This is a genomic window from Nannocystis sp. (assembly GCF_016714285.1).
In the GTDB taxonomy this organism is placed as follows: domain Bacteria; phylum Myxococcota_A; class Polyangia; order Nannocystales; family Nannocystaceae; genus Nannocystis.
The window spans coordinates 37232-50477 of the sequence record NZ_JADJNN010000004.1 but is presented as its reverse complement, the minus strand read 5'-3'; the positions used below and the strand labels follow the sequence as shown (position 1 = coordinate 50477).

At 70.1% G+C, this 13246-nt stretch carries 11 protein-coding genes; 1 reads left to right on the top strand and 10 read right to left on the bottom strand.

Going from position 1 to position 13246, the window contains the following annotated elements; genetic code table 11:
• Positions 1-9: 9 nt before the first annotated feature.
• A complete protein-coding gene (locus tag IPJ59_RS11195) occupies positions 10-1926 on the top strand; it encodes a DNA gyrase/topoisomerase IV subunit B (protein WP_293260679.1) in 1917 nt (638 codons plus the stop codon).
• Positions 1927-1967: 41 nt separating this feature from the next.
• On the opposite strand, the gene IPJ59_RS11190 is transcribed toward IPJ59_RS11195, so the two are convergent.
• The 10 genes from IPJ59_RS11190 to IPJ59_RS11145 form a co-directional block, all read right to left on the bottom strand.
• Complete coding sequence (locus tag IPJ59_RS11190) at positions 1968-2762, bottom strand: lysophospholipid acyltransferase family protein (RefSeq protein WP_293260676.1); 795 nt, start codon at positions 2760-2762, stop codon at positions 1968-1970.
• A gap of 3 nt (positions 2763-2765) precedes the next feature.
• The gene (locus IPJ59_RS11185; protein WP_293271433.1) at positions 2766-3683 is read right to left on the bottom strand and encodes a diacylglycerol/lipid kinase family protein; all 918 of its coding nucleotides are present in this window, start codon (positions 3681-3683) and stop codon (positions 2766-2768) included.
• Between the two features lie 8 nt (positions 3684-3691).
• Positions 3692-5410: a class I adenylate-forming enzyme family protein gene (locus tag IPJ59_RS11180; RefSeq protein ID WP_293271432.1), complete on the bottom strand. Its 1719-nt coding sequence runs from the start codon at positions 5408-5410 to the stop codon at positions 3692-3694.
• Entirely contained in the window at positions 5411-5647 is a 237-nt protein-coding gene (locus IPJ59_RS11175; RefSeq protein ID WP_293260667.1) for an acyl carrier protein, read from the bottom strand. It abuts the gene before it with no gap.
• Positions 5648-5677: 30 nt separating this feature from the next.
• Positions 5678-6385 (bottom strand): enoyl-CoA hydratase/isomerase family protein, encoded by a 708-nt coding sequence (locus tag IPJ59_RS11170; RefSeq protein ID WP_293271942.1) that lies wholly within the window; start codon positions 6383-6385, stop codon positions 5678-5680.
• A 78-nt stretch (positions 6386-6463) separates the two neighbouring features.
• Positions 6464-8095, bottom strand: a complete 1632-nt coding sequence (locus IPJ59_RS11165; RefSeq protein ID WP_293271430.1) for an AMP-dependent synthetase/ligase — start codon at positions 8093-8095, stop codon at positions 6464-6466.
• Entirely contained in the window at positions 8092-9606 is a 1515-nt protein-coding gene (locus IPJ59_RS11160) for a polysaccharide pyruvyl transferase family protein (protein WP_293271428.1), read from the bottom strand. Before IPJ59_RS11160 ends, IPJ59_RS11165 begins: the two co-directional genes overlap by 4 nt.
• A gap of 2 nt (positions 9607-9608) precedes the next feature.
• Complete coding sequence (locus IPJ59_RS11155) at positions 9609-10751, bottom strand: SDR family oxidoreductase (RefSeq protein ID WP_293271426.1); 1143 nt, start codon at positions 10749-10751, stop codon at positions 9609-9611.
• Positions 10752-10754: 3 nt separating this feature from the next.
• Positions 10755-12443, bottom strand: a complete 1689-nt coding sequence (locus IPJ59_RS11150) for an SDR family oxidoreductase (RefSeq protein WP_293271940.1) — start codon at positions 12441-12443, stop codon at positions 10755-10757.
• Positions 12444-12535: 92 nt separating this feature from the next.
• Positions 12536-13213: an HAD family hydrolase gene (locus IPJ59_RS11145; RefSeq protein ID WP_293260587.1), complete on the bottom strand. Its 678-nt coding sequence runs from the start codon at positions 13211-13213 to the stop codon at positions 12536-12538.
• Positions 13214-13246 lie beyond the last annotated feature (33 nt).

The window sequence follows — 13246 nt, the reverse complement described above, 5'->3', positions numbered from 1 at the left end:
GGAGGCGGCATGGCGAAGGCAAGCGGCAGCACATACGACGCGTCGGCGATTCAGGTGCTCGAGGGCGTGGACCACGTCCGCAAGCGGCCGGGCATGTACATCGGCGGGCTCAACAAGGAGGGCCTGCACCACCTGGTGTGGGAGATCCTCGACAACTCGGTGGACGAGGTGATCAACGGTCACGCGACGACGATCGAGGTCAGGCTCGAGAAGGACCACAAGGGCATCGCCATCACCGACAACGGGCGCGGGATCCCGGTCGACCTGCACCCGCAGCTCAAGGTGCCGGCGGTGGTCGCGGTGTTCACCAAGCTGGGGGCCGGCGGCAAGTTCGACGGGCAGAGCTACAAGCACTCGGGCGGGCTGCACGGGGTCGGGGCGGCGGTGGCGAACGCGCTGTCGGAGACGCTGGCAGTGAAGGTGTGGCGCGACGGCGCGGCGTGGGAGATCGGGTTCGTCCGCGGGGTCCAGGAGGGCAAGCTGAAGAAGCTGGGCAACGCGCGCGGGTCGGGCACGACGGTGTACCTGCGGCCCGATCCCGAGATCTTCGGGGCCAAGAACACGAGCTTCGATCCGGCGGTGCTGCACGAGCGCCTCGAGGCCAAGAGCTACCTGCACAAGGGGCTCAAGATCGTGTTCACCGATGAGTCGACCGGGAAGACCGAGACGCTGCTGCACGCGGACGGCATCTCGGAGTACCTGGGCAAGCTGGTGCAGGTGCGCGGCAAGGCGGCGGTGCACCCGGGCATCTTCTATCTCGAGCGCGCGGACGACCCGAAGATCGAGGTGGCCTTTGCGTGGACCGAGGCGAGCGACGACGCGATGCAGTCGTTCGTCAACGGGGTGCCGACGCCGGACGGCGGGACCCACGAGGCCGGGCTGCGCACGGCGCTGGGCAAGGCGATCCGCAGCTACATGCAGGCGCACAAGCTGGAGCCCAAGGGCCTGACGATCGCCATGGAGGACCTGCGCGAGGGGATGGTGGCGATCCTCAGCACCTACGTGCTCGAGCCGCAGTTCCAGAGCCAGACCAAGAACCGGCTCAACAACCCCGAGGTCGCGTCGCAGGTGGAGGGTGCGATCCGTCCGGCGCTCGAGCAGTGGCTGCACAGCAACCGCAGCACGGCGGAGGCGATCGTGGCGCGGGTGATCATCTCGGCGCGGGCGCGGGCGGCCTCGCGGGCGGCCAACCAGCAGGTCTCGCGCAAGGGCCCGGGCGGGGTGCGCCTGGGCCTGCCAGGCAAGCTGGCGGACTGTTCGGAGCGTGACCCGGGCCGCTGCGAGCTGTTCCTGGTCGAGGGCGACAGCGCAGGCGGCTCGGCCAAGATGGGCCGCAACCGCAAGACGCAGGCGATCTTGCCGCTGCGCGGCAAGGTGCTGAACGCCGAGCAGGCGAGCCTCAGCAAGGTGCTGGAGAACGAGGAGCTCGGCAACATCGTGAAGGTGCTCGGCTGCGGGGTCGGCAAGGACTTCGCGATCGAGGGCCTGCGCTACGGGAAGGTGGTCCTGCTGATGGACGCGGACAGCGACGGGCACCACATCGCCACGCTGCTGCTGACCTTCTTCTATCGCTACCTGCCGGAGCTGATCCGCCGCGGGCACGTGTACATCGCCCAGCCGCCGCTGTTCCGCGTCGACATCGGCAAGGAGACGTTGTGGGCCGCCGACGACGCGCACCTGCAGCGGATCCTCGCGGAGCGGCGCGGCAAGCCGGAGATCCAGCGCTTCAAGGGCCTCGGCGAGATGATGCCGGAGACCCTGCGCGACACGACGCTCGACCCGAAGCGGCGCCAGCTGATCCAGGTGGGCATCCGCGACGAGCTGGCGACCGACCAGACCATCTCGAGCCTGATGGGCAAGGACGCGGCGTGGCGCTACGGGTTCATCATGGAGCGCGCGGTGGAGGCTGACGCGCTCGATCTGTGATCGCGCTGTAGCGATCGATCCGCTGCCAGAGAGCCTGGCGGTCAGCTGCCCGTCAGCTCGCCCGCGGGGGCGGGCGCGTCGGCGGTCTTGCCGGGGATGATGCCGTGCTCGGCGAAGTCGCGGATGATCTGCTCGGTGCGCGCGATGACCTTGCGCAGCTCGTCGGTGCTGAGGCCGGCGGTCTCGATCTGGGCGCCGACGTAGATCGTGATCTTGGTCGGGGTGAACAGCCAGGTGCCCTTGCGGTTGAGCTCGTACATGCCGCGGGTGGCCAGGGGGACGACCGGGAGCCCGGCCTCGCGGGCCATGAGGAACACGCCCTTCTTGAACTCGTGGACCTTGCCGTCGACGGTGCGGTGGGCCTCCGGGAACACGAGGATCGAGATGCCCTTGGCGGCGCGGTCGCGGGCGGCGGCGGCGACCTCGCGATAGCGGTTGGCGCCGCCGGAGCTGACGGGGATGCCGTCGGCGAGGCGCATGATCCAGCCGTAGAAGGGGATCTTGAACTGCCAGGCGTTCATCAGGCCGCAGAAGGCGTGCGGGATGGTGTGGCAGGCGACGTGGGCGTCCATCAGGTTCACGTGGTTCTGACAGAACATGCTGCGCCGCTCGGGATCGAAGTCGGGGTCGTGGATGATCTCGACCTCGCAGAGCGTGAACTTCAGGCACACGGCCATGCCGCTGTTGCCGATCTGGCGCTGGTTCTCGACCGCGGGGCGAAACAGGGACGCGACGGCCCAGGTGACCGCGACGCCGCCCATCCACGCGAAGGAGAGGCCCCACACGCCCACGGAGTAGGCGACCTGCGCGGTCTTCTTCACCAGCTTCTTGAGCATGACTCAGGTCCTGACGTCGATGGCGCCCGGGACGACCTCGAGGCGCGTGGGGTTGAACTTCATCATCTCGCCGTCGATCATGACGTCGACCGCGTCGCCGAGGCGGAAGTCGACGGCGGGCGCCTGGAAGCAGCTGACGGCCGGGTGGTGCACGTGGGTGCCCTTGAAGATCTTTGGGAAGGTGCGCAGCAGCGCGATGCGGCCCATGCGGCCGACGCGGATGATGTCGAGGAGGCCGTCGCGGGTGTTGGCGTCGGGGGCCATCATCATCTTGCCGCCGGTGAAGCGGCTGTTGTTGACCGAGAGGAAGGTGAGGGGCTCGCGGTCCTCGCCGCTGCGCCCGGCGATGGTCATCGGGAACACGTAGGAGTGGAGGCCGGCGACCCGCAGGACGGTGCCGAGGGTGTAGCCGAACTCGCCGAGGCCGGAGAAGTGGCGGTTGCGGGTGGCGCCGACGTCGGCGACAAAGCCGATGCTGAAGATGTTGATGTAGTGGAGGGTGCCGGTGCTTCCACCGGTGGTGCTGACGCGGATGACGTCGCAGGGGCGGCGCTTGCCCTGGATGAGCGCCTCGATCGCATACTCGGCGCCCTGGTCGCTGAAGTCGCGGAGGAAGGAGTTGCCGGTGCCGAGCGGGAGGAAGCCGAGGCTCGGGCGGGCGCCGGGGATCGGCTGATCGAGGAGGCCGTTGACGATCTCGAAGGAGGTGCCGTCGCCGCCGACGGCGATGAAGTCGCGGCGGCCGGCGGCGAGCTCCTCGCGGGCGCGCACGCGGGCGTCGCCGGCGGCGCGGGTCTCGAACACGTCGACCTCGAGGCCCGACTGGCGCAGGCGGTCGATCGTGGCGACGGCGTGGCGACCACAGGCGCCGCCGCCCGCGGCGGGGTTGACGACGGCGAGGAAGCGGGGCTGGCTGGTCATGCGACGACCTATAGCGCGCGGACGGCGTCGCGGTCGACCCGGGCTCGCAGGGCCACGGCGAGGGGCTCGCGCTTGAGCTTCTGGGAGGCCGTGCGCGGGAATTCGGGCTCCCACAGGAGGTAGCCGGAGAGGCGCTTGTAGTCGGCGAGCCGGCGGTTGCGGGTCCGCAGCTCGGTGATGAGGGCGGCGCGCTGCTCCTCGCTGACGCCGGGCTTGGGGCGGACGACGATGAGGAGCTGCTCGTGGCCCTCGCCGAGCTTGCCGCTGGGCCACAGGTAGTTGCTGGCGAACACGGCGTAGTCGTCGCAGTCGTCGATGCCGGCGAAGGCGGCCTCGATGTCCTCGGGGTAGACGTTCTTGCCGCCCTCGGTGACGATCATGTTCTTGGCGCGGCCGACCAGCTTGAGGTGGCCGGCGGCGTCGATGGTGCCGAGGTCGCCGGTGCGCAGCCAGCCGTCGACGATCGCCTCGCGGGTGAGCTCGGGCTCGTCCAGGTAGCCCTGCATGACGGTGGGGCCGCGGACCCAGACCTCGCCGACGCCGGCGTCGTTCTCGTCGCGCAGCTGGAGCTCCACGCCGGGGACGGGCTTGCCGACGCTGTCGCCGCGGAAGGGCTTGAGGTCGTTGACGGTGAGGACGGTGCCGGCCTCGGTGAGGCCGTAGCCGATCGCGACCGGGAGGCCGAGGCGGTTCAGGAACTCGGCGCAGCCGCGCTCGACGAAGGCGCCGCCGCAGAACATGAACTTGAGCTTGCCGCCGAATTGGTCGTGGATCGGCCGCAGGAGGGCGCTGGAGAGCTTGTGGTTGGGCTCGCGGCGGGTGACGAAGGCGTTGAGGTCGATGACCTGATCGATGGCGAAGCGCTGCCACTTGGGGAGGTCGTCGAGGCGCTCGCGGATCTTCTTCTCCAGGGTCTTGAGGATCGTCGGGACGAGCGCCATGTGGGTGACGCCGTAGCGCTGCATGGTCGGGCCGAGGTAGGCGGGCCGGAGGGTGCGCTGGTGGACCACGGCGGCGCCCATGATCAGCGGGATGAGGAAGCCGCACATGAAGTCGATCGCGTGGTTGGTGGGGAGGACGGAGAAGTAGCGCTCGCCCTCCTTCATCGGGTACATGCGCCCGAGCACCTCGGCCTGGGCGAGGTAGTTGGCGTGCGAGAGCATGCAGCCCTTGGGGGTGCCGCCGGTGCCGGAGGAGTAGACGATGCAGGCGAGGTCGTCGCGCTGGCGCTCGTGGTAGGTGGCGGGCTTGTCGGCGAGGGCCTCGAAGCGGAGGGCCTTGCCGATGCGGGCGCCCTCGGGGGCCTCGCTGACGACGACGAGGACGCGCTCGAACACGGCGGCGGACTCGTGGCTGAGCTTCTCCCAGGTGGGCCACTCGGTGAACAGGACGCGGGGCTTGCAGTGGGCGACGAGGGCGGCCTGCTCGGGGGCGGTGAGCTTGTAGTCGAGGGGGACCAGGGTGGCGCCGGCCCACAGGGCTCCGGTGGCGCCGACGATCCACTTGCTCTGGTTCTGCATGAGGATCGCGCAGCGATCGCCGGGCAGGAAGCCGTGGGCCTGCAGGGCGCCGGTGAAGCGGTCGGCGGCGGCGCGCAGCTGGGCGTAGGTCATGCGCCCGTTCTCGCGGTGGCGGTCGGCCTCGATCAGGGCCTCGCGGCTCTTGAAGGAGGTCGTCGCGTCGCGCAGGGCGGCGCCCAGGCTGGGGATCTTGCCGAGGTCGAGCATCTAGCGCCTCTTGTCGATCTTCTGCGCCAGCGACTCGAAGGTCTTGACGCCTTGCAGCTCGTAGTCGGGGAGTTCGATGTCGAACTCGTTCTCGAGGTCCGAGATGAGCTCGACGGCCTGGAAGCTGTCGATGCCGAGGCGCTCGAACAGGTCGTCTTCGGGGCGCAGCTGGCTGAGGTCGGCGCCGAAGCGCTTGGCGGCGAGCTTCATGAGGGTGGTGAGGGTGTCGGCGGCCATGGTGGGGACGATCTGTCTCTTGGGGCCTGATTAGGGCAGGTAGGGGCGGAGCTCGCTGCTCTCGACGAAGCGTCGGAGGGCGGCGAGCATGGCGGGGCGCTGGGCGAGCTCGACGAAGAGGTCGCGCTCGCGGGCCAGCTCGGCGGCGGGCAGGGGCTTGATGAAGGCCTTGGCGGCGCGGCGGGCGGTGGCGTCGAACTTGCCGGACTGGGCGGCGAGCGAGCGGGCGGCGGCGAGGCCCTCGCCGCCTGCGACCATCTGGCTGATGAGGCCGACGGCGAGGGCCTTCTTGGCGCCGACGCTGCGGCCGCTGAGGAGCAGGTCGCGGATGAGGCCGTTGCCGACGTCGCGGCGCAGGCGGGGGATGCCGCCGAAGCCGGGGATGATGCCGAGGCGCAGCTCCGGGAAGCAGAAGCGGGCGGACTTCTCGGCGATGAGCATGTCGCAGGTGAGGGCGAGCTCGAAGCCGCCGCCGAAGCACACGCCGTGGACCACGCCGATGGTAGTGAGCGGGAGCATGTCGAGGGCGTCCATGACGCGGTGGATGCGGTCGATGAAGCCGCGGAGCTGCACGGCGTGCTCGCTGGGCGGCGTGGCTTGTAGGCCGTGGTAGAGCTCGCGCAGATCGGCGCCGGCGCAGAAGCCCCCGCGCAGGGTGCTGTGGATGATCAGCGTGTGCGCGGCGGGGTCGAGCTCGGCGAGGACAAGCTCGAGGGCCGTGAGCATGCGGGTGCCGATCTCGTTGCAGGGCGGGACGCCGAGGGCGAGCTCGTATGAGGTGGATGCCCGCGGCGGGGCTGTCGCTCGCGTCGGAGGTCATGACGCGTAGGCCCTGGCGATCGCGGCGTGGTGGTACTTCTCGACGGCGCGGCGGCGCAGCTTCTGGTTGGCGGTGAGCAGGCCGTTCTCGATGGTGAAGGCCTCGGGCACGCGCAGGTGGGTCTTGATCTTGCGGTAGTGCGGGACGCCGGCGTTGACCCGGGCGATCGCGGCCTCGATGGCGTCGTCGGGGACCTCGCCGGTGACGAGCAGGATCAGGTGCGGGCGGGCGTGGCCGATCAGCATGCACTGCGTGGCCGCGGGGCAGTGGTCGAGGAAGAGCTGTTCGATCGGCTCGGGGGCGATGTTGTGGCCCGACTCGGGGACCAGGATGTTCTTCACGCGGCCGATGATCTTGAGGTTGCCCTGGGTGTTGATCTCGCACTGATCGCCGGTGTGGAACCAGCCGCCCTGGATCGCCTCGGCGGTGGCCTCGGGGCGGTTCCAGTAGCCGGTGAAGACGCCGGGGCCGCGGACCAGGAGCTGGCCGTCGGCGTCGAGCTTGAGCTCGCAGCCGCGGAGGGCCAGGCCGACGTGGCCGGGCTCGATCTTCTCCGGCTGATCCATGGTGACGATCGCGGTGGTCTCGGTGAGGCCGTAGACCTGGTAGACGCGGACGCCGATGAGCTCGAACCACCACTGGGTCTCCTCGGCGAGGGCCGCGGAGCCGCAGATCAGGAACTCGAGGCTGGGGCCGACCTGGCGCTTGATCGCGGAGAACACGAGCTTGCGGGCGGCGGCGAGGGTGAGGCGGTCGAGGAGGTTGGCGGTGCCCTGACGATGCTTGCGGAAGGCGGCCTGGCCGCGCTCGTAGAGGGCGGCGGCGATGCCCCCGCGCTCCTTGATCTTGGCGCCGACGCCGTTGCGGATCCGTTCGAGCACGGCGGGGACGTTGAGGTAGTAGTGCGGGTCGGCGGTGGCCATCTCCTGCACGAGGTTCTGCAGGTCGGTGGACAGGAGGATCGGGTTGCCGCGGTAGAGCTGCGTCCACAGCATCACGCGCGAGCCGGCGAAGCAGAGCGGGAGGAAGTGGAACACGCGGTCGGGGGCGCCGCGGTTGCCGGTGATCGCGTGCACGGCGGCGACGGTCTGCGGGACCATGTAGTCGACGTTGGCACAGGTGAGCACGGCGCCCTTGGGCTCGCCGCTGGTGCCCGAGGTGTAGATGATCGTGACGGGTGCGTCGGCGGCGAGCGGGCGCGGGGGCTCGTGCAGCGGCGTGGCGGCGAGGAGCTCGGCGAACAGGGCGACGCGCACGGGCGCGTCGCAGGCCTTCTGCAGGGCATTGGCGAGGGTCTCGTCGCTGGCGAGCACGAGCGCGGGGGTGCAGTCGCGGACCATGACGGCGAGCTCGTGCGGGTCCTGGCGGCTGTAGAGCGGGACGACGATCGCGCCCTCGGCGAGGATCGCCAGGTCGGCGGCGACCCAGCGGCTGCTGTTGGGGGCGAGCAGGGCGACGCGGTCGCCGGGCTGGATGCCGGCGGCGCGGAGGAAGCCGCGGGCGCGGGCGACGTGATCGAGGAGCTCGGCGCCGGTGGTGGGCCGCTGCGTCTTGCCGTGGATCTCGATCACGAGCTCGCGGGCGGGGGCGGCCCCAATGGCGTTGAAGATCGTCTCGAGGAAGTTCATCCGTGGGTCTCCAGGAGGCGCTGCACGGCGGGCGGCAGGGGCGGCAGGTGGGCCTCCCAGGTGCGCGGGAGCTCGCGGCGGGGGAACTCGGGGTAGACGCGGACGACCTCGTCCATGAAGTCGATGCCCATCTGGCCCATGAGGCGCAGCTGGGTGGGGACGGCCTTGCCGATCTGGCTGCTGATGGACTCGGCGTCGCGGTGGAGGCGGCGCAGGGTGTGGAGCAGTTTCTCGCCGAGGCCGTCCTCCTCGACCTCGAAGAACATGTCCGGGTGGCCGCGGTCGGTCATGAGGTTGCGGATGCGCTCGTCCATGGTGACGCCGGCGGAGGGGACCAGGCCGGGCATCGAGGTGACGATGGCGTGGAAGCGCGAGCTGATCATCATGTTGCAGTTACGCAGCACGCTGACGAGCTCGTACATGTCGAAGGTGTCGCTGATGAAGAGGGCGGCCCGGTGGTCGAGGCGGGGGTTCAGATCTTCGCAGGCGTGGCGGTCGAGCTGCTCCATGCCGACCAGGATGGTGAAGATGTCCTGCTCCTGGGCGAAGGCGTTGACGCCGTCGGCGAGGGCCTGCAGGTAGGTGTCGTACTGGCGGCTGGCCTTGTCGCTGTGGTGGTGGAAGTAGATCGAACGGTAGTGCTCGTGCTTGTACTGGCCGCCGAGGGTGTGGGCGGCGGCCTTGAGCAGATCGGGCTTGACCGGCCACCAGAACGGGTTGATCGGGCAGACGACGAGCACGGGCTTGCGGCCGTCCCAGCCGGCCTCGCGCAGGAGCTGGGCGCCGCGGGAGAGGGGGGCGGGCTCGAAGGTCCAGGCCGTGTCGGCGCCGGAGGTGGTGCGGATGCCGAGCTCGTGGAGGACCGCGCGGGAGGGTTCATTGCGGCACAGCACGAGCGAGCCCTTGCACACGTCGCGGACGAACTCCTTGAGCGTGGGGGTCATGGCGCCGGCCTCGGCGCCGTAGCCGACGCTCAGCTTGCGCTCGGCGATCGCCATGCCCATCGCGCCGGCCATCATGGTCGACAGGGCGCTGGCGAACTTCGACTTGAACATCGAGCCCTCGCAGGCGACGACGCCGTGGTAGCGGGGGCAGTTCTCGTAGAGGAACTTGGGGAAGAGCTGGGGGAAGAGGAGCTGTTCGACGGTGCGGAAGTAGCCGGCGGAGAGCTTCTCCTCGGAGGTCATGATCGCCATCTCGAGCTGGTCGTCGCCGACGACGTGGCGGATCTGGCGGATCATCTCCTCGACGCGGACATCGGCGCCGGTGTTGCGGGTGCCGACGTAGCCGGCGAGCAGCAGCTTGAGCGGCTTGCCGGGGGCCCAGCGCTCCTGGTCGAGGCCGAGGACGTGCTTGACGGCGGCGGCCTCGATCATCGCGGCCATGCTGAGCTGGAGCGCGTAGTCGGGGTCGACGGCGTCCTTGAGGCGCTGCCACAGGCTGCGCTGCTTGGGGGCCCCGGGCTTGGGCTTGGCGGGGGATTTTTCGGCGATGACGGGCTTGCTGGACATGGTCAGGCGACCTGCCGGACCTGGGCGCCGCCGGGCCAGGGCAGATAGGGGTAGGTGAACTTGCCGTCGCGGGCGAAGTGGAGGAGGCCGGTGGCGTACTCGTTGAAGGGGCGGGGGGCCTCGCCGAGCTCCTCGACGACGCGGCGGTTGTCGAAGACGGTGTTGAAGTTGAGGTAGGGCAGGAAGACCTTGAGCAGCGAGGCGGGCAGGCTGAGGCCCCAGTTGCGGGGGGTGTTGCTGGCGGCGTCGACGGTGCGGGTGAAGGCCCGGTTCAGCCAGGGGGCGAAGCGGTGGCGCGGGGTGCCGCCGCCGGCCTCGAGGGCGTCGACGATCTGGCGGTACGTGAGGGAGGATGTCCCGGAGGACAGGTTGTAACTCGAGTGGCGCGGGCGCTCGGCCTGGTGGATCTGGACGATGGCTTTGCTGACGTAGTCGGCGGGGACGATGTCGAGGCGCCACTCCGGGTTGAACGGCAGCACCGGCAGCTGCGCGAGCATGACGAAGGCGCGGACCATGTCGAACTGGGTGGTCTCGGGGAAGCGGCTGTCGCCGAGGACGATGCTCGGGCGCAGGACCACGCCGGGGACGTCGGGCAGGAGCTCGTGCAGCATGTGCTCGCAGAACTTCTTGGTGCGGGCGTAGGGGTCGTAGTCGCTGCGCTCCCAGTCGACGATGTCGTCCTCCGTGACCACGGCGTCCTGGCGCTCGCCGCAGACGGCGACCGTGGAGATGTCGGTGAAGCGGCGCAGGCCGTGGTGGTCCTGGGCGTCGCGGGCGAGCTTGATGACGCTGAGGGTGCCGCGCAGGTTGACGTTGAAGCAGGCCTTGGAGGACTTGCGGTTGAGCGAGGCGGCGACGTGGAGGACGCTGTCCATGCTGCGGACCAGGGCGTCGCGGGCGGCGGGGGCGAGGCCGAGGCCGGGGAAGGTGAGGTCGCCGAGGTAGAGGTCGCAGCGGGTGCGGACGAGCTCGATGAAGCGCTCGAAGCCCATGTGCAGCTGCATCGACTTCCACAGCCGCTCCTCGGCCTCGGCCGGGTTCTTGGCGCGGACCAGGAGGGCGAGGCGGTCGTTGTGGCGCTCGAGCAGGCCGGCGGCGACGTAGGAGCCGATGTAGCCGGTGGCGCCGGTGAGGAAGATGGCCATGCGTTAGACCTCTGCGTGCTGGGCGGCGGCGGGGCGGCCGATGTCGGGGTGGAGGCTGCGGGGCGACGGGGTCGTCGGCGCGGCGGCGGGGGCTGGTGGGCGCGGGAGCTTGAAGGGGTGGCGCGGGGTGTAGCCGGGCGGGGTCTTGTTCTCGAACAGCGGGAAGCACCACTTGCGCAGGCCGGGGACGTGGATGTCGAGCCAGTAGTCGCGCCAGCGGATGTTGCGGGGGTCGCAGTCGAACTCGGGCTCGACGAGCGGGGCGGCGAACAGGGCCTGCGAGACGAAGACGTAGTGGTTGTCGTGGACGAAGGGCTGGTAGAGGTCGACCATCTTGTCGATGGTGTCGACGGTGTCGAGGGCGTCGTCGGTCTTGTCGGCCCACTCGTCGGTGGTGTCGCGCAGGAACTTCGGGAACTTGGACTCGCGCAGCCAGTCGCGCAGACCCTCGGCGGCGCTGCGGATGTTGGGGACGGAGAGCAGGTGGTCGATGTCGGTGGTGATCGCGTCCCAGCGGGACAGGACGACCCGCTCGAGCGCGGTGTCGCCGTGGTTGCGCAGGTGCTTGCGGTGGGCGAGGGCGGTCAGCTCGATGGCGCGGTCGATGGTGAGGAGGTTGCGGTCGCTGCTGCCGCACTGGTAGACCGGCGCGTGGCGGCCGAGCAGCAGCGAGGCGGCGGCGACGACGAGGCCGCGGCAGACGTAGTCGACGGGGATGACGTCGAAGGGGTTGCCGATGCGGGCGGGCAAGTGGCGAAACCAGCCGCCGAGCAGGTAGATGAGCGGGGTGCAGGTGTTGAAGCCCTGGTTCCAACCCGGGAACGGATACTCGAGCGCGCTCTCGACGATCGCCGGGCGAAACATCGTGAAGCGATCGGCGGGGAGGCTGCTGGCGATGATCGCCTCGGCCATCGCCTTGCTGTACGTGTAGATGTTGTGCCACTGCCAGCGTTTGGCCCGGCGCTGGCCCTCGGCGATGAGCTCGTCCTTGAGGCGCTGGCGCTTGACCCGGCGCAGGAGGTTGCGCAGGAGCATCGCGTTGCCCTCGTCCTGACCCTTGGCGCGCATCTGCTTGAGGGTCTCGGCGAGCGCGGCGGCCTCGGCGTCGGGCGACTCGTGGGCGGCGATGATCTGCTCGCTGGCGGTGGTGATCTCGGCGTATTCGCGGGTGACGTCGAAGGGCTCGCCGCAGGGCGAGAAGGCCGGGTCGACCGCCTCGGGTACGACGCCCTGGCGCAGGCCGGTGACGTAGCAGGTCGAGACGTGGAGGAGGCGAGCGCGGGCGCAGCGGAGCGTGAACTCGGCGGCGTGGCGGGCCCCGTCGACGTTGGTGCTCATGGCCTCGCGCAGGTCGGGGTCGAAGTCGACGAGGCCGGCGCAGTTGAGGATGAGGTCGAGGTCGCGGTGGAGGCGGGCGGCGAGCTCGGCGTCGCGAATGTCGAAGCCGGGCGTGGTCACGTCGCCCTCGACGACCTCGACGCGGGAAGCGATGAACTCGCCCATGCCGGCGCCGTGCAGCTCGTGCAGCGGCTTGAAGGCGGGCGAGGTGGCGACCATGCGCTCGAAGCGGTCGAGGGCGCTGCGCTGGGCCTTGGGGCGCAGGAGCACGTAGATCTTGCCGACGCTGGGGACGCGGTGGAGCACCATCGCCAGCCAGACCTTGCCGAGGAAGCCGGACGCGCCGGTGAGCAGGACGTGACGGCCGGCGAAGGTGTCCTGGATCGAGATGGCCTGACTGGGAGGCCTGACTGGAGGTTGGCATGGTCGCTCCTCTGGTGGCGCGGTTAGTCGCGATACTCGATGATCGGCCAGTCCGCGTCGCGGGCGCTGCGACGCAGCACGAAGTCGGGGTTGACGGCGCAGGGCTTGCCGACGGCGGAGAGCAGCAGCATGTCCGGGCCGTGCGAGCCGTAGGCGCTGCTGTGCGCGAGGTCGATGGCGTGCTCGGCGGCGTAGTGCTGCAGCCAGCGGCCGCCCGAGGCGCCGCCGATCACGGGCTCCTGCAGGCGGCCGGTGGCCTCGCCGTCGCGGAACTCGAGGTGGTTGCACACGAGGTCGTCGAAGTGGCGGAGGTGGCGGGCGAAGGGCTGCATGATCGAGGCGATGCCGTCGGACAGCAGGACCACGCGGCGACCCTCGCCCTGGGCGCGCTTCATCAGCTCGACGCCCTGATCGAGCAGCTTGCCCTTCAGGATGTCCTCGGCGTACTCGTCGGCGAGCACGGCGACGCGGTCCTCGCTCATGCCGCGGAAGGCGAGGTGGACCAGGCGGTGGGCGAGCGCGCGGTCGGTCTGACCGAGCACGGCGTGGACCGGCGCGGCGAGGGCGACCAGGCCGAGGCGGAGCGCACGCTCGCCGAACTTCTTGGCGTTCCCGGCGATGTACGCCGACGCGGCCAGCACTCCGCGGCTGAGCAGGATGCCCTCGACGCGGAAGAATGCGGCGGTGTTGCGGTGATTCATGGTCGATCGCTCTCGAGATTCCGCGGCGCTGCG